This is a genomic window from Streptomyces sp. NBC_00212, assembly GCF_045206365.1.
Classification (GTDB): domain Bacteria; phylum Actinomycetota; class Actinomycetes; order Streptomycetales; family Streptomycetaceae; genus Streptomyces.
The window spans coordinates 1,334,686-1,356,893 of record NZ_CP108115.1 but is presented as its reverse complement, the minus strand read 5'-3'; the positions used below and the strand labels follow the sequence as shown (position 1 = coordinate 1,356,893).

The following is a 22,208-nucleotide window of genomic DNA, read 5'->3' as shown; positions in this document are numbered from 1 at the left end:
CCTAGCGTGGAAAGCGAGTGATGTCCTCGCCCGGATGTCGATGTCCGGGCGTTCCTCGTTCGGCAGGAGGCCTGCCCGTGAGGTATTCACAGATCCAGTGGCGCAGAGCGGGAGTGGGGGTCGCCGCGGCCGCGCTGCTGACCGTCCCGGCCGTCACGGGAACCGCGTACGGAGCCACCGTGGCCCCGTCCCCCTCCGCCTCGGCATCGAGTGCCAGCAACGGCGACTTCGCCCAGCTCAGCCCGGCCGTCGCCGCGAAGCTCGACACTGCCATCAAGCAGGTCATGAAAGAGACGGGTGTCCCCGGCGTGAGCGTGAGTCTCTCGGCACCCGGCAAGGGGAGCTACGTCAAGAGCTTCGGCGTCGCCGACAAGGCCACGGGCGCCCCCATGAAGCCGGACATGTACACGCGCATCGGCAGCATCACCAAGACCTTCACCGTGACCGCGCTGCTCGAACTGGTCGACCAGGGCAAGGTGGGCCTGGACGATCCGATCGGCAAGTACATCTCGGGCGTCCCCAACGGCGACAAGATCACCCTGCGTCAACTCGCCGAGATGCGGAGCGGGTTGTTCAACTACTCGGCGGACGACGGCTTCGTCAAGGCGCTGGAGTCCAACCCGACGAAGCCCTTCACACCGCAGCAGTTGCTGGACTACTCCTTCAAACACCCGGTCCTGTTCCAGCCGGGCAAGGAGTTCCTCTACTGCAACACCAACCTGATCCTGCTCGGGCTCGTCGTGGAGAAGGCGGGCGGCATGCCGCTCAACCAGTTCATCGAGCAGAAGGTCGTGAAGCCGGCCGGGCTGACCCACACCAGCTTCCCGACGAACGCGGCGTTCCCCAGCCCGCACCCCCAGGGCTACACCAACCAGACCCCGTCCGGAAAGGTCGAGGAATCCACCAACTGGGACCCCTCCTGGGGCTGGGCGGCCGGAGCGATGATCTCCGACCTGTCCGACCTGAAGAGCTGGGCCACCACCCTCGCCACCGGCACTCTGCTGTCGCCCAAGACGCAGGCCGAGCGCCTCAAGACCAACCCGACGGCGATTCCGGGCGCCGGTTACGGTCTGGGCATCTTCAACATCCAGGGCTGGATCGGACACAACGGGTCACTGCCCGGGTACGAGGCCCTGACGATGTACCTCCCCGAGGCGAAGGCCACGGTGACCCTGGTCCTCAACACGGACATCCTGCACAACGAGAATGAGCCAAGCACCCTCTTCGGCCAGGCGATCACCAAGATCGTGACTCCGAAGCACGTGTACAACATCCCGGTCGTGGAGCCCTATGCGTCGTCGTCGCCGTCGTCCTCACCGAGCAGTTCTGGGTGACGTGAGGAGCCGGCTCGCCACCAGCAACCTCCTTGCCAGGGTGCGGAGTTGCTCGTCCGGGTGGGTGTGCTCGGACCTTTCGGGCCCTGGCCGGCCTTCGGGCCGGACGGGGGCCGTTTGCGTGTGCGGCGGAGCCGGACACCAGCACGGCGGGCTGACCTGGTCCCGGCCCCCGTCTCCAGCAGGGCCGCGCGGACGCAGGGCAACACCTGCGCCCGCCACCTGCCGCGGCTTACACCTCCTCCCGCCTCTCCAGCCGGCTCCCACCTCGCATCGTGACGGACATGATGTCGCTCGGGGCGTCGAGTTCGATGCGGTGCCAGCGGCCTCGCGGCACGATGACCGCGGTGCCCGCCGCCAGCTTGATCTCGGCCTCCTTTTCGCCCTGCTGCTCGGCGCGGAAGTAGAGGCGTATCCCGCCGGTGAGGCACGAGACGAGCTCCTCCGCCTCCGGGTGGACTTCCCAGTGGTCGGCGTGGACGTCGGCGGCGGTCTCCACGCGGAACGTCATCAGATGCCAGCCGTCGCTACCCGAATCCTTGAATTCCTGTGGTTCCGGGCGTACTTGGCCGCCGTCGCCGAGGTGGATGAAGCGGGCGAAGAGGTCTATCGGGGGAGTGATGGCGGTGTCGGTCATTCCCATGTGTTCTTCCTTCGACGCTGCGGTTCGGGTCTGCGGTTCGGGTCACTTGGCCAGGGCTCGGCACAACACCGCGCCCAATTCGGCTATCTGACGCTGTGACACCTCCGCCGGCAGGAGCGCCTGCGAGCCGTGGAACGTGCCGGCCCACTGGTGCAGTTCGACCGACACCCCCGACTGCAAAAGGCGCAGCGCGTAGGCGATGTCCTCGTCCCGGTTGGGGCAGTACTCCGCGGTGGCGATGTACGCGGGCGGCAGGCCGGACAGGTCGGTGGCGCGGGCGGGGGCGGCGTACGGGGAGGCCGGTGTGGAGCCCAGGTAGTGGCGCCACGATGCGGTGATCTTGTCGCGGGTCATCCAGGGTGTGTCGGTGAACTCCCGTGCGGACCAGGTCTGTTGGCGGTCGTCGAGGCCCGGCTGGTTGAGCAGCTGGAAGTGGATTCGCGGGCCCTGTTCGTCACGGGCCCGCAGCGCGATCGCGGCCGCGAGGCCCCCGCCCGCGCTGTGGCCGCCCACCGCGATCCGGTCCGGGTCGATGCCGAGTTCGGCCGCGTGCCCGGCCGCCCAGGTCAGTACGGCATAGGCGTCGTCCGGCGCGGCCGGGAACGGGTTCTCGGGGGCCAGGCGGTAGCCCACCGAGATCACCACGGCGCCGGAGGCCTCGGCGATGCGGGCGGCCCACGGGTGCTCGGTCTCCACGTCGCCCATGACGAATCCGCCGCCGTGCAGCCAAATGATGGCGCCCTGCGCCTCGCGCGGGCGGTAGATCCGTACGGGCACCTCGGGAGCGGCGGGCACCATGAGGTCCTCGACGTCCAGGTTCGAGGTGTCCGGTGCTGGTACCGAGGCGGCCAACGCGGCGAAGTTCACCCGCTCCTTGACCGGGTCGGTCAGGTCGGCGCGGGGGAACAGCGAGATGAATGCTTCGAGTTCGGGGTCGAGTTTGTGGTCCATGCGGACCATCCTCGGTCCGCCCGGCCGCCCGGAGCATCCGCCGGGCGTCGGGCATCGGGCCCGCATCACGCGCCGCTCGGCGCTTACCCTCCTGTCTAGGAGGTGTCATGGAGGCACTGGTCATACGGCTGTCGCAGTTGGATTCCGCGGCGGAAGGCGCCATCCGCGTCGTCATGTTCTACGACACGCTGATGCGCCGACGCGTCGATCTCCCGGGGCTCGCCCGTGCCTCGGCGGGCCTGGCCGAATGCGTGGCCGGGATCCGGCTGCACGGCACCGGGAGGGCGGTCCGCTTCGCACCCGACGGAACGGCGGCGTCCGCCCCGCCGCCACCTCCGTCCAGCACGGCTCCGATCACCCTCGACGAGGAGGAGATCGGCACGGTGTGGCTGGAGCGGCCCGGCGCGACGGGACCGCTCGACGACATGGTGCTCGAACGGCTCTCCATCGCCGTCGCGGCGGCCGTCGAGCGGTACGGACCGGCCCGCACCACCATGGCCGACCCCGCACTCGTCGAACTGGTCGTCAGCTCGGGCAGCGAGGAGGCGACCCGCGCCCGGGCCCTACGGCTGCTTGGCTTCGCCGCCGAGGCGCCGGTCCGCGTCGTCGCCGTACGGTCGCACCTTCCGCTCGACAAGATCGGCGCGCTGCTCTGCCCCGCGCGTCCGGTGAAGGCGGCACCGCTCGGCGACGTGGGCGTCGTCCTGGCCGCGAGCGTGGATCCGGACCGGCTTCCGGCAGGCGTACGCGCGGGCATCGGCGCCGCCGAGAGCCCCGACCGGTCGTGGTGCCAGGCGCGTACCGCACTGCGCTTCACCACCGTGCGCGAACCCGTCGTCCATTACGGCGAGTTGGGGGCGCTGGCGCTCCTCGCCGAGGTGCCGCGGGGCGTCTCGCGGGACAACGCCGACGTGGCCGCGATCGCGCGCCTCGCCGGCCACCCGGAGGATCTGGAGACGCTGGACGCGTACTGCGCCACCGGCTCCCTGCGCAGGGCCGCCGACCTGCTCCATCTGCACCACAGCAGCGTCGCCCGCCGGCTGGAGCTGATCGGGAAGACCCTGGGCATCGAACTCACCGAGCCCACCGGGTTGTTGAGAGTCCGGCTCGCCCTCACCGCCCGGCGGCTGCTCGACGACTGAAACACGTCGGTCCGCTCCCTGCGAGGGGAGCGGACCGAGACGCCATGCCGTCCAAGCGGTCTTGGCGAAGTCCGGTGCGGCGGGCGCGCCCCGAAAGGGGCGCGGGGAACGGCGCGATCAGCCCCCACCGGCCCGCGGACGAAGAACTCCGCTTCCCGCGGAGCGCTAGTCCGTGCCGAACTCCATCGCCGCGCGGTCCAGGAGCTCGTCGGCGTCGGAGACCTCGCCGCGGGAGGCGATGACCTCCGCGCCGCCCTCCGGCATGGCTCCGATGAGGCCGGTCGCCGCCGCCTGCGCGGCGCCGATCAGCTCCGGGTGCGCGGTGCCGACGATGCCGAGACCGGCGTACTGCTCAAGGCGGGCGCGCGAGTCGGCGATGTCGAGGTTGCGCATGGTGAGCTGGCCGATCCGGTCCACGGGACCGAACGCCGAGTCCTCGGTGCGCTCCATCGACAGCTTGTCCGGGTGGTAACTGAAGGCGGGGCCCGTGGTGTTGAGGATCGAGTAGTCCTCGCCGCGCCGCAGCCGCAGGGTCACCTCGCCGGTCACGGCCGAGCCGACCCAGCGCTGGAGCGACTCGCGGACCATCAGCGCCTGCGGGTCCAGCCACCGGCCCTCGTACATGAGCCGCCCGAGCCGCCGGCCCTCGTTGTAGTACTGCGCGAGGGTGTCCTCGTTGTGGATCGCGTTCACGAGGCGCTCGTACGCCGCGTGCAGCAGCGCCATGCCGGGGGCCTCGTAGATGCCCCGGCTCTTGGCCTCGATGATCCGGTTCTCGATCTGGTCGGACATGCCCATGCCGTGGCGGCCGCCGATCGCGTTCGCCTCCATCACCAGGTCGACCGGGGAGGCGAACTCCTTGCCGTTGATCGTCACCGGGCGGCCCTGGGCGAAGCCGATCGTCACGTCCTCGGTGTCGATCTCGACCGACGGGTCCCAGAACCGCACGCCCATGATCGGCTCGACGGTCTCGACACCCGTGTCCAGGTGCTCAAGCGTCTTGGCCTCGTGGGTGGCGCCCCAGATGTTGGCGTCGGTGGAGTACGCCTTCTCCGTGCTGTCCCGGTACGGCAGGTCGTGGGCGAGCAGCCACTCCGACATCTCCTTGCGGCCGCCGAGCTCGGTCACGAAGTCCGCGTCCAGCCAGGGCTTGTAGATCCGCAGGTGCGGGTTGGCGAGCAGGCCGTACCGGTAGAACCGCTCGATGTCGTTGCCCTTGAAGGTCGAGCCGTCGCCCCAGATCTGGACGTTGTCCTCCAGCATCGCCCGCACCAGGAGCGTGCCGGTGACGGCGCGGCCCAGCGGGGTGGTGTTGAAGTAGGCGCGGCCGCCCGAGCGGATGTGGAACGCGCCGCACGCGAGCGCGGCCAGGCCCTCCTCGACCAGCGCCGCACGGCAGTCGACCAGGCGGGCGATCTCGGCACCGTAGGCCTTCGCGCGGCCGGGCACCGACGCGATGTCGGGCTCGTCGTACTGGCCGATGTCGGCGGTGTAGGTGCACGGGACGGCGCCCTTGTCGCGCATCCACGCGACCGCGACGGAGGTGTCGAGTCCGCCGGAGAAGGCGATGCCGACGCGCTCGCCGGCGGGCAGGGAGGTGAGAACCTTGGACATGGGAAGAGTATGCATCAAGGCGAATGTTTATGCAACCCACTCGGAGTGCTCGGCGAATTCCCTGTCACGATCCGGTCTCGCTACCCCCTTCGGGTCTTGCCCGACCCCCGTGTAATCGATTCCAATGCCTGCGTGTAATCGATTCCACGACCGGCTGTGGTCCGCGGAATCCGGGAGTCCAGGTTCCACGAGGAGGTGGTCCGGCGATGGCGGGCATCAAGGATGTCGCGGCCGAGGCGGGGGTGTCCGTCGCCACGGTGTCGCGGGTGCTCAACAGTCATCCGTCGGTCAGCGAGGCGGCGCGCGCCCGGGTGCTCGCGGCCGTCGAGACGCTCGGCTACCGGCCCAACGCCGTGGCCCGCTCGCTGCGCACCGACCAGACGCGCACGCTGGGCCTGGTCATCAGCGACGTACTCAACCCGTACTTCACCGAGCTCGCCCGCTCCGTCGAGGAGGCGGCCCGGGCGCTCGGCTACAGCGTGATCATCGGCAACGCCGACGAGCGGCCCGAGCTCCAGGACCACCACGTCCGCACCCTCCTGGACCGCCGCATCGACGGGCTGCTCGTCTCGCCCACCGACGGCGGCTCCCCGCTCATGCTGGAGGCGGCCCGCGGCGGCACCCCCATGGTCTTCGTCGACCGCTGGATCCCCGGCATCGACGTCCCCGTGGTGCGCGCCGACGGCCGCGCCGCCATCCGCGACCTGGTCGCCCATCTGCACCGGCTCGGCCGCCGCAGGCTCGCCATCATCGCGGGCCCGGCCGCCACCACCACCGGCAGCGAGCGCGTCGAGGCGTTCCGCGCGGCGCTCGGCGAGCACGGCAGCTCGCTCCCCGACGCCTACGTGGGCCAGGGCGACTTCCAGGCGGCCAGCGGGCGCCGGGCCACCGAACGGTTCCTGGCCCTGCCCGAGCCGCCCGACGCCGTCTTCGCCGCCGACAACCTGATGACGCTCGGCGCGCTCGACGCCCTGCGCGCCCGCGGGCTGCGCATCGGCGACGACATCGCGCTCGCCGCCTTCGACGACATCGCGTGGTTCGTCCACACCGACCCGCCCATCACCGCGATCGCCCAGCCGACCGGCGAGCTCGGCCGGGCCGCCGTGCGCGCACTCGCCGACCTCATCGAGGGCCGGACCCCGCAGTCCGTCACCCTCCCCGCCTCCCTCGTCGTACGCCGTTCCTGCGGCGAGAGCGCCCCGAACCCGAGGAGCGAACAGTGAGCCACCTGGAGTCTCAACTGGCCGTTGACACAGGCGAGTTGCTGCGCATCGAAGAGGTCCGGAAAGCCTTCCCCGGTGTGGTCGCCCTCGACGGGGTCGACTTCGATCTGCGGCGCGGCGAGGTGCACGTCCTGCTCGGCGAGAACGGCGCCGGCAAGAGCACCCTCATCAAAATGCTCTCCGGCGCCCACCGGCCCGACGGCGGACGCATCCTCGCCGAAGGCCGCGAGGTACGCATCCACGGCGCACAGGACGCCGAACGCCTCGGCATCGCCACCATCCACCAGGAGTTCAACCTGGTGCCCGAGCTGAGCGTCGCCGAGAACATCTTCCTCGGCCGCCAGCCCCGGCGCTTCGGAATGATCGACCGCCGGACGATGGAAGCGGCCGCCGAGAAGCTCCTCAAGCGGGTCGGCGTGGACGTCTCGCCCCGCACCAAGGTGCGCGAACTCGGCATCGCCCGGCTCCAGATGGTGGAGATAGCCAAGGCGCTGAGTCTGGACGCCCGCGTGCTGATCATGGACGAGCCGACCGCCGTACTCACCTCCGAAGAGGTGGACAAGCTCTTCCGGATCGTGCGCACCCTGCGCGACGACGGCGTGGGCATCGTCTTCATCACCCACCACCTCGAAGAGATCGCGGCACTCGGCGACCGGGTCACGGTGCTGCGCGACGGCCGCAGCATCGACCAGGTGCCCGCCTCGACGCCCGAGGACGAGCTCGTACGGCTGATGGTGGGGCGCAGCATCGAGCAGCAGTACCCGCGCGAACGCCCGGACCCGGGGCGGCCGTTGCTCCAGGTGAACGGCTTGACCCGGCACGGCGTCTTCCACGACGTCAGCTTCGAGGTGCGGGCCGGGGAGGTCGTCGGCCTCGCCGGGCTCGTCGGCGCCGGGCGCACCGAGGTGGTCCGCGCGGTGTTCGGCGCCGACCGCTACGACGCGGGCACCGTCGAGGTACGCGGCGAACGGCTCGCCCGGGGTGATGTGAACGCCGCGATGGGCGCCGGGGTCGGGCTCGTGCCCGAGGACCGCAAGGGGCAGGGCCTGGTGCTCGACGCCTCGGTACAGGACAACCTCGGCCTGGTCACCCTGCGCTCGGCCAGCCGCGCCGGGCTCGTCGACCTCAAGGGCCAGCGCACGGCGGCCGCCCGCATCGCCGGGCAGCTCGGGGTGCGCATGGCCGGGCTCGACCAGCAGGTCCGCACTCTGTCCGGCGGCAACCAGCAGAAGGTCGTCATCGGCAAATGGCTGCTCGCCGATACCAAGGTGCTGATCCTCGACGAGCCGACCCGGGGCATCGACGTCGGCGCCAAGGTCGAGATCTACCAGCTCATCAACGAGCTGACGGCCTCCGGGCACGCGGTCCTGATGATCTCCAGCGATCTGCCCGAAGTGCTCGGCATGAGCGACCGGGTCCTTGTCATGAACCAGGGCCGCATCGCCGGCGAACTCCCCGCACATGAGGCGACCCAGGACGCCGTGATGGCACTGGCCGTCGCCGCACCGAACGCACAGCACGACCAGGAAGAAGGGGTGGGCTCCCGTGGCCACTGACACGCTCGACAACCGTACGGGCGGGAGCGGGGCCGCGACCGTGCGCCGCCTGCTGCTCGACAACGGCGCGCTCAGCGCCCTGGTGGTCCTGGTCGCGGCGATGGCGCTGCTCTCCGGGGACTTCCTCACCACGCAGAACCTGCTGAACGTCGGCGTGCAGGCCGCGGTCACCGCGATCCTCGCGTTCGGCGTCACCTTCGTCATCGTCTCGGCGGGCATCGACCTGTCGGTCGGCTCGGTGGCCGCGCTCTCGGCGACCGTGCTCGCCTGGTCGGCGACGTCCGAGGGCGTGCCCGTGTGGCTCGCCGTCCTGATGGCCGTCGCCACCGGCATCGCCTGCGGCCTTGTCAACGGCGTGCTCGTCTCGTACGGCGAACTCCCGCCGTTCATCGCCACGTTGGCCATGCTGTCGGTCGGCCGCGGCCTGTCCCTGGTGATCTCCCAGGGCAGCCCGATCGCCTTCCCCGACTCGGTCTCGGTCCTCGGCGACACGCTCGGCGGCTGGCTGCCGGTCCCGGTCCTCGTCATGATCGCCGCCGGACTCGTCACGGCACTCGTCCTGTCCCGTACGTACATAGGACGCTCGATGTACGCGATCGGCGGCAACGAGGAAGCAGCGCGGCTCTCCGGCCTGCGCGTGAAGCGGCAGAAGCTCGTCATCTACGCGCTGTCCGGCCTGTTCGCCGCCGTCGCGGGCATCGTCCTCGCCTCCCGGCTCGCCTCCGCGCAGCCGCAGGCGGCCCAGGGCTACGAGCTCGACGCGATCGCCGCGGTCGTCATCGGCGGGGCCAGCCTGTCGGGCGGCGTCGGCAAGGCGTCGGGCACCCTGATCGGCGCGCTGATCCTCGCGGTGCTGCGCAACGGGCTCAACCTCCTTTCCGTGTCGGCGTTCTGGCAGCAGGTCGTCATCGGCGTCGTCATCGCGCTGGCGGTCCTGCTCGACACCCTGCGCCGCAGGGCGGGCGCGACGCCCGGTGCCCCCTCCGGCACGGCCGGGCCCGGCAGGAAGGGGCCCGGCGCGGTGAAATTCGCGGTGGCCGCGGTGTGCCTGGCGGCCGTCGTCGGCGCGGGGTACCTCCTCAACCCGGGGGCGTCCGGCACGACGACCATCAAACTGGGCATGTCCTTGTCCACCCTCAACAACCCCTTCTTCGTACAGATGAAGGCGGGCGCACAGGCCGAGGCGAAGGCGGAGGGCATCGATCTCACCGTCACCGACGCGCAGAACGACGCGTCCCAACAGGCCAACCAGATACAGAACTTCACCAGCTCCGGCATGAAGTCGATCATCGTCAACCCGGTGGACTCGGACGCGGTCGGACCTTCCGTACGCGGCGCCAACCAGGCGGACATCCCGGTGGTCGCCGCCGACCGCGGGGTCAACAAGGCCCGGACCGCGACACTGGTCGCCTCCGACAACGTGGCGGGCGGCAGGCTCGCCGCGCAGACCCTCGCCGAGAAGCTCGGCGGCAAGGGGAAGATCGTGATTCTCCAGGGCACCGCGGGCACCTCCGCGAGCCGGGAGCGCGGCGCGGGCTTCGCCGAAGGCCTCACGGCGTACCCGGGCATCGAGGTCGCCGCCCGCCAGCCCGCCGACTTCGACCGCACCAAGGGCCTGGACGTCATGACCAACCTCCTCCAGTCCCACCCCGACATCACCGGGGTCTTCGCCGAGAACGACGAGATGGCGCTGGGCGCGGTCAAGGCGCTGGGCGGCAGGGCGGGCAGCTCGGTCGCTGTCGTCGGCTTCGACGGAACACCCGACGGAATCAAGGCAGTTGAGGCGGGAACGCTGTACGCGTCGGTGGCTCAGCAGCCGGCGGAACTCGGCAGGATGGCCGTGCGGAACGCGGTCCGGGCGGCCCGAGGTGAGAAGCCGGAGAGCGCGGTGAAGGTGCCGGTGAAGGTGGTGACGAAGAAGAACGCGGCGGAATTCTCGTGAACGAGGCGCACGACACCAGCGTCTGACGATCCATCATCTGCAATGAGGAACGATTTCATGCACGACTACGGCCTGTTGGTGGTGGGCTCGGCGAACGCCGATCTGGTGATCGGGGTGGAGCGCAGGCCCGCCCCCGGCGAGACGGTGCTCGGCTCGGACCTGGCCGTCCACCCCGGCGGCAAGGGCGCGAACCAGGCGGTGGCCGCCGCCCGCCTGGGAGCCTGTACGGCCCTGCTGGCCAAGGTGGGCGACGACGATCACGGACGGCTGCTGCTGGGCTCGCTGCGGGGAGCAGGGGTGGACACGGTGGGCGTGCTGGTGGACAACACACCCACCGGGGTCGCCGTGATCACCGTCGACCCGTCGGGCGACAACAGCATCGTCGTGTCCCCGGGCGCCAACGCGCGCCTGACCCCCGACGACATCCGCGCCGCCCGGACCCTGTTCGCCCTGGCCCCGGTCGTCTCCGTACAGCTGGAGATCCCCCTGGAGACGGTGACGGAGGTGGCCCGCTCGCTGGCGCCGGACGCCCGCCTGGTCCTGAACCCGTCACCGCCCGCCCCCCTCCCCGCCGAAGTCCTGGCGGCCTGCGACCCGTTGATCGTCAACGAACACGAGGCGCGGTTCATGCTGGGGGAGTTGGCGGGGGAGGGGCCACAGGACTGGGCGCGGGCGTTGCTCGCCCTCGGTCCGCGCTCGGTCGTCGTCACGCTGGGCGCGGACGGCGCCCTCGTCGCCTCCTCGGACGGGTGTGTACGGGTGCCGAGCCCGAAGGTCGCCCCGGTCGACACCACGGGCGCGGGCGACGCGTTCACGGCGGCGCTTGCGTGGCGGTTGGGGACGGGGGAAGAGCTCGCGGTGGCGGCGGAGTTCGCGGTACGGGTGGGGGCGGCCGCGGTGACCCGGCGCGGGGCGCAGGCGTCGTATCCGACGGCGGAGGAGCTCTCGGCCGGCGGCCTTTAGGCGCGGGTCGAGCGGCCGCCGTCAACGGAGGGCCGAGTACCCGAATGGGTGAGTCGGAGGGCGCCACCCCACGGCCCTGGGTAGCGTCGGAGTTCCTTGAACCAGGCATTCAGTCACAGAAAGGACATTGCCATGGGAGGTTTGGGAGATCTGCTTGGCGGACTCGTCAAACTCGTCACCAGCCTGCTCGGCCTGTAGTAAAAGCCGCCGCCCGTGTCGCCCCGGTGACGAGCCGGGGCGACACGGGCAGGGCGCGCGCCCGCCGGATCGGGGCGCCTCGTAACGCAGCTCAGCCCGGCCGGTTCCCGGCCGTGGCTCTCCTCACGCCCGACTGTGCGCCCGGCAGCGCCGCCAGCGCCCGGGTCACGAACTCGGCGAGCAGATCGCGCCCTTCACCGGGCGGCAGTCCGTCGAGCGCGCCGATGGCGGCGTTCGCGTGTCGGCCCGCCAGCGCGAGCGACTTGTCGATCGCCCCCGACGTCCGCAGGATCGAGGCCAGCGCGGCCAATGCCTCGGCCGGATCCGTACGCCCCGAGAGACAGTCCTCGATCTCACGCCGGGTGGACTCGCCGCCATCGCGGTGGGCGAGGATGACCGGCAGCACCGGCCGCCCGTTCCTGATGTCGCTCGTCGGCGCCTTGCCCGCGCTCTGCGCATCACTGGTGTAGGCCAGCAGATCGTCGTGGACCTGGAAGGCCACGCCCAGCCGGTTCGCGTACGAGACCAGCGAGGCGAGCGCGGCCGGGCCGCCCCCGCCCAGAATCCCGCCGACCTCGCACGCCGCGCGGAACAGTGCCGCCGTCTTCAGGCGGACCATCTCCAGATACGGGCCCACCTCGAACACCCGGCACCCGGTGAGCCGGGCCTCCAGGCTCTGGCCCCGGCACAGGTCCATCCCGGCCCGCGCGATCGCGGCGACCGCGGTCACCACGCGGTCGGCCGGAACACCCCGCTCGCGGCAGTCCGCAAGGCACTCGAAGAGCGAGAAGAAGAGCAGGTCGCCCGCGACGATGGCTTCGTCGACCCCGTACTTGCGGTGAGCCGCGGGACGCCCCCGTCGGACCGCGTCCGCGTCGATGATGTCGTCGTGGATCAGGCTGCCGACATGCCCGAACTCCGCGGCGACCGCCGCCGGAACCACGCTCATCGGGTCGCCGCCGACGGCCTGCGCGGCGGCGAGAAGCAGGCAGGGCCGGAACAGCTTCCCGGCCGGCAACAGGGAGTGCCGGCACACCTCGTCGAGGCCGTCCGCCCCGGCCGGCCAGCGCGCGTCGAGCTCACGCACCACCACATCGCGCAGCCGGAAGCCCGCCTCGAATGCTTCCGGCGCCGTGCGAGACGCTTCGGTTTCGGTCATGTGCCGAGTCCCGTCTGTCGAGCGAGCCCCTCAAAAACTGCGGTACGGCATTCTCGCGGACGGCCACCGAAATCAGCGGGAATGGCCGCCCGGACACCGAGTGCGGCGGCCGGGGCGGGGCACCGCCGCACGACCCGAACGCACCACCCGCGCCGAACGTGCCGCCGCCCGTCCGAATGCGGCCACCACCTGACTGTGGATCACATTCCTTTGCCACAGGCACTGTTGGCCGCGACGGGACGCCGTGTCTACCCTGGTATCCGCCTGAAGGGGAGACGCATGAGCGGACGCATCGAAGGCACCCGAACCAACGGACGGCCGCCCGAAACCGGCAAGGGCGAGCGGCTCGCGGACTGGGCGGACGGCCGGCTCGGCATCCACACGCTGGCCAAGGCCAACCTGCGCAAGATCTTCCCGGACCACTGGTCGTTCATGTTCGGCGAGATCTGCCTCTACAGCTTCCTCATCCTCATCCTGACCGGCATCTGGCTGACCCTGTTCTTCGAGCCGAGCGGCGTCGAAGTCGTCTACCACGGCTCGTACGTGCCGCTGAGCGGCATCCGCATGACGCGGGCGTACGAATCCGCCGTGAACATCAGCCTCGACGTGCGCGGGGGTCTGCTCATCCGGCAGATCCACCACTGGGCGGCGATCGTCTTCGTCGCCGGACTCATGGTGCACATGATGCGGGTGTTCTTCACCGGCGCGTTCCGCAAGCCGCGCGAGGTGAACTGGCTGTTCGGCTGGACGATCCTGATGCTGGCCCTGCTCACCGGGCTCACCGGCTACTCGCTCCCCGACGACATGCTCTCCGGCACCGGCATCCGCTTCGCCCAGGGCGCGATCCTGTCCGTCCCGGTGATCGGAACGTACCTCTCGTTCTTCCTCTTCGGCGGCGAGTTCCCCGGCCACGACATCATTTCGCGGCTCTACCCGATCCACGTCCTGCTGCTGCCCGGCATCATGCTCGGCCTGGTCGTGGTCCATCTGATCCTGGTCTTCTACCACAAGCACACCCAGTTCGCCGGGCCCGGCCGGACCGAGAAGAACGTGGTGGGAGCGCCCTTCCTGCCCGTCTACATGGCGAAGGCGGGCGGCTTCTTCTTCCTCGTGTTCGGGGTGCTCGCGGTGCTGGGCGCGGTCGCCACGATCAACCCGCTGTGGGCGATCGGCCCCTACCGGCCCGACCTCGTGTCCACCGGAGCCCAGCCCGACTGGTACCTCGGCTTCTCCGAAGGGCTCATCCGGGTCATGCCCGGCTGGGAGATCAACGCCTGGGGCCACACCCTCCAACTCGGCGTCTTCATCCCCTTCATGCTCTTCCCGCTGATCATGACGGCGATCGCGGTGTACCCGTTCATCGAGGCGTGGATCACCGGCGACAGACGCGAGCACCACATCGCCGACCGGCCCCGGAACGCACCCGCCCGCACCGGCATCGGCGTCGCCTGGCTGACGCTGTACGGGGTGCTGCTCATCGGCGGCGGCAACGACCTGTGGGCCACCCACTTCCATGTGTCGATCAACGCGATCACCTGGTTCGTGCGCATCGGGGTCTTCGTGGGCCCCGCCATCGCCTTCGTCGTCGCCCAGCGGTTCTGCCAGGGGCTCCAGCGCCGCGACCGGGACAAGGCCCTGCACGGCCGCGAGTCGGGCATCGTCAAGCGCCTGCCGCACGGGGAGTACGTGGAGGTCCACACCCCGCTCACCCAGGCCGAGCTGTACACCCTCACCGCCCACGAACAGCCCCGGCCCTACGAGCTCGGGCCCACCGTCGACGCGAACGGAGTGGTACGCAAACCACGCCGCTCCGACCGACTGCGGGCCCGCCTGGCGAAGGCCATGTACGGCCCCGGCACCCAGATCCCCAAACCGACGGCCGAGGAGTATCTGGAACTCAACCGGGGGGACGGGCATCGCTGAGGGGGGCGCCTCTTGGGCCGGGGCCCGGCCAGACTTCCCGCCAAAATGATATCTATGAGTGACACTCGATGGTATCGTTTTGCTGGCAAGGTCATCTGCGGAAGGGCTGTTCACGTGGCTAGAACCGTCATCGACCTCGACGAAGACATGGTCGCCGAGGCCATGCGCATCTTCGGAACCAAGACCAAAGCCAAGGCTGTCCGTCTGGCCATGGAAGACGCCGTCAAAAGGCACCTGCGGCAGGAGGGGTTCGACGCCATGGACGCCGGCGAATTCGACTTCAGCGAGATCGTCGAGAACACCGGCCCCCGCAACGCCGACGGCTCCCTCAAGCATCACGGTCACTGCGACGGAGGTCAGGCCGCCTGATGCAGGACCGCTACCTGATCGACAAGTCCGCCCTCGCCCGCTGGACGAAGCCAAGTGTCAAGAAGGTACTCCAGCCCCTGCACGACCGTTACCTCCTTGCCGTGTGCCGGCCCACCGAGTACGAGATGATCCATTCCGCACGCGACAGCTCCGAGGCCACACGAATCAGCATCTGGCTGCACGCCTTCGACTACCTCGGCACCGACGACGCCACCTTCATCCGCGCGCTCCAGATTCAGCGCCATGCCCTCAACGCAGGTCTCCACCGCGCCCTGTCCCTCCCCGACCTGCTGATCGCCGCCACGGCGAAACTCAACCGGCGGACGATCCTCCACTACGACGGCGACTTCGACATGATCGCCTCCCTCACCGGCCAACCCAGCGAATGGGTCGTCCCACCAGGCACCGCCGACCGCTGAGTGTCAGTCCGACAGCTCTCGCCTTCATCGTCGCCTGATCGCATCAACTGCCTTGCATACGCCCGGAGTTGACTGTCGCCGGCGAGAGGACGTTGTGGCGGAGCCGCCTACCCGTAAGCCAGCGGGTCCGCGAGGACTCTCCGTGCGACGCGGGCCGCCGCTCCCCGGGCCGCGTCGCCCGCGAGCGATGACGCGCGCAGGCGGCCGCTCTCCGGGTGCCAGAGGCCCGACACGGCCCGGCGGGTCAGCTCGCGGTCGGCGGCGGGGGCGAGCCAGGGCATCAGGGTGCGGTAGATGCCGCCGAGGACGACCGCGTCCGGGTCGAAGAGGTTGACCGCGCCGGACAGGACGACGCCCAGAGTGCGGCCCGCGTCGGCGAGCGCGCCGAGAGCGCTCTCATCATTGGCCCGGGCCCGGCGTTCGAGCTCCGTGACGCCCGGCATCCCGGCGTTCTCGTCGAGGCCCGCCGACCGCAGCAGCGCCAGCTGGCCCGCGTACTGTTCGAGGCAGCCCCGCGAACCGCAGCGGCACTCCGGCCCGTCCGGGTCCACCACCACGTGCCCGATCTCCCCGGCGAAGCCGTGCGCGCCGCGCAGCAGTTCACCCCCGACGACCAGCGCCCCGCCGACGCCGATCTCCCCGGTCAGGTAGAGGAAGTGGTCCACGCGCCCGCTCGGGCCGCCGAACCACAGCTCGGCGAGCGCCGCGAGATTGGCCTCGTTGTCCGAACTGACAGGCAGGGCAGGGGAGTTGGGGCGCAGGGAGAGCAGGGCCCTGCTGAACATCTCCTCAGCCTCGACCTGGTTCCAGCCCAGGTTGGGGGCCTGGCGCACGGCACCCTGGGAAACCAGGCCGGGCAGCGCCAGCTCCGCGCCGACCGGGAGGAGCCCCTGCTCGGCCGCCGAGTCCAGCGCGCGGGCGGCGATCCGGGCCGCCCGGGCCAGCACGTCGGCCGGCGGCTCGCCCCGGTTGTCGAGGTGCTCGGTCAGGCGCACCCGGTCCGTCCCGGCGAGGTCCACCACGCACACCGATACGTAGTCGACGTTGACCTCGACCCCGGCCCCGGCGGGACCGGTGCGGGCCGGGGTCAGCATGGTGCCCGGCCGCCCCGCCTGCCCACTGAACGACTTGCCCGACTCGGTGAGGAACCCGCCCCGGATCAGCTGATCGGCCAGCGAGGACACGGCCGCCCTGGTCAGGCCGGTGCGGGCGGCGGCTCCGGCCCGGCTGAGAGCGCTCTCGTCGTGCACGGCACGCAGCACCAGGCTGAGGTTGTGCCGGCGCACGGTGTCCTTGTCCGCCTTGGGTGCGAGCGGGGCGGGCCGGCTGCGCGGAGTCGAGTGGTCGTCCATATACCCGCGAGCCTAATCCCAGCCCCCGAAAGCCCCGGGGGTGGCCGTCTGTGTCGAGCGCGGCACGTGAGAGCGCTCTCCGGTGCGTGCACCGCGGAGGGCGACGTGGATTGACTGTCGGCCGAGAGCGCTCTCACGCGTTGTCGTCGTCGGCCAGGGGGCCCAGGACACGGTCGCGGTGAGCCGCCCGGGCATCGGCGGGGCCGCACCGGGTGGCGAGCTGGGCGCCGCCCGGGTGCCGCGCGACGCGGACGGGACCCTCGACCGGCCCTGCCCGCGACCCCGGCCGAGCCCATCGGCCGAACAGCGACCACCTGACGAAAAGCGGAGCGATCCGTTACCCGCCCATGGCCCTTCTTTGCCCTCCCCTTTCTTTTGTGCGCATTCACCTGCCGGACATTTGCGAGGCAGTGCTCAAATCGCGCTCACGCCAATTCCCCTGTATTGGCGAAAGGTTGACCCATTCGGTGGAGAGTCGCAGGTGACCCGCCAGTATGGTCGCCGCATGCCCCCCAATCGTCCGGTGCTCCCGGTTCTTCCCTATCGCAAGCCCAAACTCGGCCGGGACTACTGGGTGTTGGACGATGTGCTGCCCAACATTGATGAAGTCAGGGCGCGTTGTGTGGCCAAGGACGACTGGGTCGAGGGATATCCGCACAAGCCCGAGTCCTGGCCGGGACTGCGCACCATGCCCGGCCTGGCGCCCGCCGAGCTCGCCCGCGTGGAGCGCCTGGTCAAGCAGCACACCGGGGCCAAGGAACTGTGGCAGGCCACCGCCCCCGGCGGGGCGACGCTCAACCACAATTGCATCCAGGCCGTCGGCGCCGGCGAGAGCGAACCGCGCCCCCACACCGACTCGCGCGCGCTGTGCCGCTACGCGGCGGTGCTCTACCTCAACCCGCAGGCGCCCAAGGACTGCGGCACCAGCTTCTTCCGACAGAGCCTGCCCGGCGGCGTCCTGGGCGGCAACATGGTCACCGCCCCGCACAACAACCTCGTAGAGGCGCTCGGTACGCGCTTCGTGCCACCGGACTCCTTCACCGAGGACGTGCGGGTCGCGCACCGCTACAACCGGCTGCTGCTCTACACCGCCAACACCATGCACAGCGCGACCGGCTACTGCGGCAGCACCATCGACGACAAGCGGATGACCGCGGTCTTCTTCTGGATGGCATAGGTGGCGAACACAGGAACTCCACAACCCTGTGGTGTGGGCCACCACATGGGGTTCCTGTTCGTTTCCCGTACCGCGAAACGTCACAGTGACGACATGGGGGCTTTCGCGGTCCCGGGTGTTCTTGGTACACCCCTCTCGCCCCCCTGTTCCCTCACGCTTGCAGAGGCCCCCACTCATGGCTGAACTCAACCGGCGCCGGTTCATGCAGCTCGCGGGCGGCACCGCCGCCTTCGCCGCCCTGTCCCAGAGCATCGCGCGGGCCGCGTCCATCCCGGCCGCGGGCAGCACCGGCACCATCCAGGACGTCGAGCACATCGTCGTCCTGATGCAGGAGAACCGTTCATTCGACCACTACTTCGGTTCCCTGAAGGGCGTCCGCGGCTTCGGTGACCCGCGGCCCGTCACGCTGCCCAGCGGCAAGTCGGTGTTCCACCAGGTCGGCGGCGGCAAGGAAGTGCTGCCGTTCCGGCCCAAGGCGGACAAGCTCGGTCTCCAGTTCATCCAGGACCTGAACCACGACTGGGCGGGCAGCCACCAGGCGTTCAACAACGGCAAGTACGACCAGTGGGTCCCCGCCAAGACGTCCACGACGATGGCGTACCTCACCCGCGAGGACATCCCGTTCCACTACGCGCTCGCCGACACCTTCACCATCTGCGACGCCTACCACTGCTCGTTCATCGGCTCCACCGACCCGAACCGCTACTACATGTGGACGGGCTACACAGGCAACGACAACACCGGTGGCGGTCCGGTCCTGGGCAACGACGAGAAGGGGTATGGCTGGACCACATACCCCGAGCGCCTGGAGCAGGCGGGTGTCTCCTGGAAGATCTACCAGGACACCGGCGACGGCCTGGACGCGGCCGGCGGCTGGGGCTGGATCAGCGACGCCTACCGGGGCAACTACGGCGACAACTCGCTGCTCTACTTCAACAACTACCGCAACGCCAAGCCCGGCGACCCCCTGTACGACAAGGCGCGTACCGGCACCAACGCCAAGAACGGCGACGGCTTCTTCGACATCCTCAAGGCCGACGTCAAGGCCGGAACGCTGCCCAAGGTCTCCTGGATCGCCGCCCCCGAAGCCTTCACCGAGCACCCCAACTGGCCCGCCAACTACGGGGCTTGGTACATCTCGCAGGTTCTGGACGCGCTCACCTCCAACCCCGCGGTGTGGGCCAAGACGGCGCTGTTCATCACGTACGACGAGAACGACGGCTTCTTCGACCACGTGATCCCGCCCTTCGTGCCCTCCGGCGCCTCCCAGGGCCTGTCCACGGTCGCGACCGCCCCCGACTACTTCCCGGGCAACATCAGCTACGCGGCCGGGACGTACGGACTCGGCCAGCGCGTGCCGATGCTCGTCGTGTCGCCCTGGAGCACCGGCGGCTACACCTGCTCCGAGACCTTCGACCACACCTCCATCATCCGGTTCATGGAGCGCCGCTTCGGCGTGCACGAGCCGAACATCTCGCCCTGGCGGCGCGCGATCTGCGGCGACCTGACCTCGGCGTTCGACTTCAGCCGCACCAACTCCTCGGCCCCGTCGCTGCCTTCGACGACCGCCTACATCCCGCCGGACCACAACAGGCACCCCGACTTCGTGCCGGTCCCGCCCGCCACCGGCACGCTCCCCAAGCAGGAGTCCGGGTCCCGGCCCACCCGCCCGCTGCCGTATGCGCCCTTCGTGGACGGGTCGGCGAACGTGAGCACCGGCAAGTACGCGCTCACCTTCAGTGGCGGCGCCTCGGCCGGCGCGCAGTTCCTCGTGACGTCCGCGAACCGTACGGACGGCCCGTGGACCTACACCACGGAGGCGGGCAAGACGATCTCCGACGCCTGGAACACGACCTATTCGAGCGGCGTCACCAAGCTGAGCGTGTTCGGGCCCAACGGCTTCCTGCGGACGTTCCAGAGCCCCGGCAAGACCGCCGGGCCCGAGGTCACCGCCCGCCACAACGCCGGCACCGGCAACCTCGACCTCACCATGACCAACGCGGGCAGGACCACCGTCCACCTCAAGGTCGCGAACGCGAGCGTCTACGGCGGGGCCGCCCAGACCTTCACCGTGGCCGCGGGCGCCACCGTCAAGTTCACGGTCGACCTGCGCTCCAGCAAGAGCTGGTACGACGTGTCCGTGACATCGGACGCCGACGCCACCTTCCTGCGCCGGTTCGCCGGCCACGTCGAGACCGGCGCGACGGGCGTGAGCGACCCGGCACTGCTCACGGCCTGACCCGTCCCGGCACACGGCCGAGGGGCCCCCGCCCGACCGGGCAGGGGCCCCTCAGGGACGTACGGGGATCAGACCTCGTCCGCGCCGCCGAAGCGCTCGCGGTAGGACTCCAGGTCCTCCTCCGTGATCTTCGCGAACAGCACCGGCGGCACCGTGAAGGCCGTACCGGCCGGAACCGTGTCCAGCGCCCTGGCCTGCTCCGGCGTCACCCAGGAGGCCGTGTCCTCGGTCAGCGCGAACGCGGAGCGCATCGCCTTCGCCGAGGACGGGACGAACGGCTCGGACACCACCGAGTACAGGTGGATCAGGTTCATCGCCGTACGCAGCGTGAGAGCCGCGGCCTCCGGGTCGGTCTTGATCTCCAGCCAGGGCGCCTTCTCCTCCAGGTAGGAGTTGCCGGCCGACCACAGGGCGCGCAGCGAAGCGGCCGCCTTGCGGAACTGGAGCGCCTCCATGTGGCCCTCGTACTCGGCGAGCAGCCCCGCGATCTCCTCGCCCAGCTTCGCCTCGGCGGCCCCGGCCACGGCGCCCGCCGGGACGTCGTCGCCGAAGCGCTTGCGCGAGAAGGACAGGACCCGGTTCACGAAGTTGCCGAGCGTGTCCGCCAGGTCCTTGTTGACCGTCGCGGTGAAGTGCTCCCAGGTGAACGACGTGTCGTCGGACTCGGGGGCGTTCGCCATCATGAAGTAGCGCCAGTAGTCGGCGGGCAGGATCTCCAGGGCGTCGTGCGTGAAGACACCACGGCGCTGCGAGGTGGAGAACTTGCCGCCGTAGTAGTTCAGCCAGTTGAAGGCCTTGACGTAGTCGACCTTCTTCCACGGCTCGCGCACACCCAGCTCGGTCGCCGGGAACATCACCGTGTGGAAGGGGACGTTGTCCTTGCCCATGAACTCGGTGTAGCGGACGTCGGCCGCACCCTCGGGCTCGTACCACCACGACTTCCAGTCGCGATTCGCCGGGTCGAGGTCGGCCCATTCCTTCGTCGCGCCGATGTACTCGATCGGGGCGTCGAACCAGACGTAGAAGACCTTGCCCTCGGCGGCCAGCTCCGGCCACGTGTCGGCCGGGACCGGCACGCCCCACTCCAGGTCACGGGTGATCGAGCGGTCGTGCAGGCCCTCGGTCAGCCACTTGCGGGCGATCGACGACGCGAGCTGCGGCCACTCCGCGCCGACCCGGTCGATCCACTCCTCGACCTCGCCCTGGAGCTTGGACTGGAGCAGGAAGAGGTGCCGGGTCTCGCGGACCTCCAGGTCGCTGCTGCCGCTGATCGCCGAACGCGCTTCCAGCAGGTCCGTCGGGTCCAGGACGCGGGTGCAGTTCTCGCACTGGTCACCGCGCGCCTTGTCGTAGCCGCAGTGCGGGCACGTGCCGACGATGTAGCGGTCCGGCAGGAAGCGGTCGTCGGCGATCGAGAAGACCTGGCGGATCGCCCGCTCCTCGATGAACCCGTTCTCCTTGAGCTTCCGCGCGAAGTGCTGCGTGATCTCCACGTTCTGCTGCGAGGAACTGCGGCCGAAGTAGTCGAAGGCCAGCTGGAAGCCGTCGTAGATCGCCTTCTGGGTGTCGTGCGACTGCGCGCAGAACTCGGCGACCGAGAGCCCGGCCTCCTTGGCGGCCAGCTCGGCCGGGGTGCCGTGCTCGTCGGTGGCGCAGATGTACAGCACGTCGTGGCCGCGCTGGCGCAGGTAGCGGGAGTAGACGTCCGCGGGGAGCATCGACCCGACCATGTTGCCCAGGTGCTTGATTCCGTTGATGTACGGCAGCGCGCTGGTGATCAGGTGTCGAGACATCCTCGGATGCTCCTTATGTTCGTGCGTGCGGCACCGCGGCGCGGCCGCGGCGAACCCAGGTAGGGAGGCCCACCCGGAGGATCACACCAGGTGACACCCCCGCCCGATGGGCAGAGCCATGCTATCGAACCGCCCGGACGCTTCTCGCCGGAGTTTCGGGGCCGGGCCGCGCCCGGCGCAGGGATTCTCCGGCCGGGCCCGGCCCTCCCCG

General features: G+C 70.1%; 17 protein-coding genes. 11 read left to right on the top strand and 6 right to left on the bottom strand.

All coding sequences use genetic code 11. The annotated features are described in order from the left end of the window. Positions 1-77 precede the first annotated feature (77 nt). The gene (locus tag OHA17_RS06235; protein WP_406504778.1) at positions 78-1,334 is read left to right on the top strand and encodes a serine hydrolase domain-containing protein; all 1,257 of its coding nucleotides are present in this window, start codon (positions 78-80) and stop codon (positions 1,332-1,334) included. Positions 1,335-1,566: 232 nt separating this feature from the next. Here OHA17_RS06235 and OHA17_RS06230 read toward each other — a convergent pair whose 3' ends face one another. After that, positions 1,567-1,977: a cupin gene (locus OHA17_RS06230; RefSeq protein ID WP_406504776.1), complete on the bottom strand. Its 411-nt coding sequence runs from the start codon at positions 1,975-1,977 to the stop codon at positions 1,567-1,569. A 42-nt stretch (positions 1,978-2,019) separates the two neighbouring features. After that, the gene (locus tag OHA17_RS06225) at positions 2,020-2,928 is read right to left on the bottom strand and encodes an alpha/beta hydrolase (protein ID WP_406504774.1); all 909 of its coding nucleotides are present in this window, start codon (positions 2,926-2,928) and stop codon (positions 2,020-2,022) included. 107 nt (positions 2,929-3,035) lie between these two features. Between OHA17_RS06225 and OHA17_RS06220 the strand changes: the two genes are divergently transcribed. Continuing rightward, complete coding sequence (locus tag OHA17_RS06220; protein WP_406504772.1) at positions 3,036-4,070, top strand: helix-turn-helix domain-containing protein; 1,035 nt, start codon at positions 3,036-3,038, stop codon at positions 4,068-4,070. Positions 4,071-4,235: 165 nt separating this feature from the next. On the opposite strand, the gene argG is transcribed toward OHA17_RS06220, so the two are convergent. Next, positions 4,236-5,684, bottom strand: a complete 1,449-nt coding sequence (argG, locus tag OHA17_RS06215) for an argininosuccinate synthase (protein WP_406504768.1) — start codon at positions 5,682-5,684, stop codon at positions 4,236-4,238. A gap of 206 nt (positions 5,685-5,890) precedes the next feature. On the opposite strand from argG, the gene OHA17_RS06210 reads away from it, so the two are divergent. From OHA17_RS06210 to OHA17_RS06195, 4 genes are read left to right on the top strand one after another with little or no spacing between them, the layout of a single operon-like run. Next, positions 5,891-6,907, top strand: a complete 1,017-nt coding sequence (locus tag OHA17_RS06210) for a LacI family DNA-binding transcriptional regulator (RefSeq protein ID WP_406504766.1) — start codon at positions 5,891-5,893, stop codon at positions 6,905-6,907. Beyond that, positions 6,904-8,463: a sugar ABC transporter ATP-binding protein gene (locus tag OHA17_RS06205; RefSeq protein ID WP_406504764.1), complete on the top strand. Its 1,560-nt coding sequence runs from the start codon at positions 6,904-6,906 to the stop codon at positions 8,461-8,463. The genes OHA17_RS06210 and OHA17_RS06205 overlap by 4 nt, the downstream gene beginning before the upstream one ends. Beyond that, on the top strand, positions 8,453-10,405 hold the full coding sequence (locus OHA17_RS06200; protein ID WP_406504762.1) for a substrate-binding domain-containing protein: 1,953 nt from the start codon (positions 8,453-8,455) through the stop codon (positions 10,403-10,405). The genes OHA17_RS06205 and OHA17_RS06200 overlap by 11 nt, the downstream gene beginning before the upstream one ends. Before the next feature lie 57 nt (positions 10,406-10,462). Beyond that, positions 10,463-11,368: a ribokinase gene (locus OHA17_RS06195; RefSeq protein ID WP_406504760.1), complete on the top strand. Its 906-nt coding sequence runs from the start codon at positions 10,463-10,465 to the stop codon at positions 11,366-11,368. A 289-nt stretch (positions 11,369-11,657) separates the two neighbouring features. Here OHA17_RS06195 and OHA17_RS06190 read toward each other — a convergent pair whose 3' ends face one another. Then, the gene (locus OHA17_RS06190; RefSeq protein ID WP_406504758.1) at positions 11,658-12,725 is read right to left on the bottom strand and encodes a polyprenyl synthetase family protein; all 1,068 of its coding nucleotides are present in this window, start codon (positions 12,723-12,725) and stop codon (positions 11,658-11,660) included. Between the two features lie 279 nt (positions 12,726-13,004). On the opposite strand from OHA17_RS06190, the gene OHA17_RS06185 reads away from it, so the two are divergent. From OHA17_RS06185 to OHA17_RS06175, 3 genes are all read left to right on the top strand, one after another. Beyond that, the gene (locus OHA17_RS06185; RefSeq protein WP_406504756.1) at positions 13,005-14,648 is read left to right on the top strand and encodes a cytochrome bc complex cytochrome b subunit; all 1,644 of its coding nucleotides are present in this window, start codon (positions 13,005-13,007) and stop codon (positions 14,646-14,648) included. A 114-nt stretch (positions 14,649-14,762) separates the two neighbouring features. After that, complete coding sequence (locus tag OHA17_RS06180; protein WP_398880146.1) at positions 14,763-15,017, top strand: type II toxin-antitoxin system VapB family antitoxin; 255 nt, start codon at positions 14,763-14,765, stop codon at positions 15,015-15,017. Next, the gene (locus OHA17_RS06175; RefSeq protein ID WP_406504754.1) at positions 15,017-15,436 is read left to right on the top strand and encodes a PIN domain nuclease; all 420 of its coding nucleotides are present in this window, start codon (positions 15,017-15,019) and stop codon (positions 15,434-15,436) included. Before OHA17_RS06180 ends, OHA17_RS06175 begins: the two co-directional genes overlap by 1 nt. A 107-nt stretch (positions 15,437-15,543) precedes the next feature. Here the strand turns inward: OHA17_RS06175 and OHA17_RS06170 are convergent, their stop codons facing one another. Next, a complete protein-coding gene (locus tag OHA17_RS06170) occupies positions 15,544-16,788 on the bottom strand; it encodes an ROK family protein (RefSeq protein WP_406504752.1) in 1,245 nt (414 codons plus the stop codon). Positions 16,789-17,293: 505 nt separating this feature from the next. Here OHA17_RS06170 and OHA17_RS06165 point away from each other — a divergent pair. Next, positions 17,294-17,965, top strand: a complete 672-nt coding sequence (locus OHA17_RS06165; protein WP_406504750.1) for a DUF6445 family protein — start codon at positions 17,294-17,296, stop codon at positions 17,963-17,965. 175 nt (positions 17,966-18,140) lie between these two features. Further along, positions 18,141-20,204: a phosphocholine-specific phospholipase C gene (locus OHA17_RS06160; protein WP_406504747.1), complete on the top strand. Its 2,064-nt coding sequence runs from the start codon at positions 18,141-18,143 to the stop codon at positions 20,202-20,204. Positions 20,205-20,272: 68 nt separating this feature from the next. Here the strand turns inward: OHA17_RS06160 and metG are convergent, their stop codons facing one another. Next, the gene (metG, locus tag OHA17_RS06155; RefSeq protein WP_406504743.1) at positions 20,273-21,997 is read right to left on the bottom strand and encodes a methionine--tRNA ligase; all 1,725 of its coding nucleotides are present in this window, start codon (positions 21,995-21,997) and stop codon (positions 20,273-20,275) included. Positions 21,998-22,208: the final 211 nt, after the last annotated feature.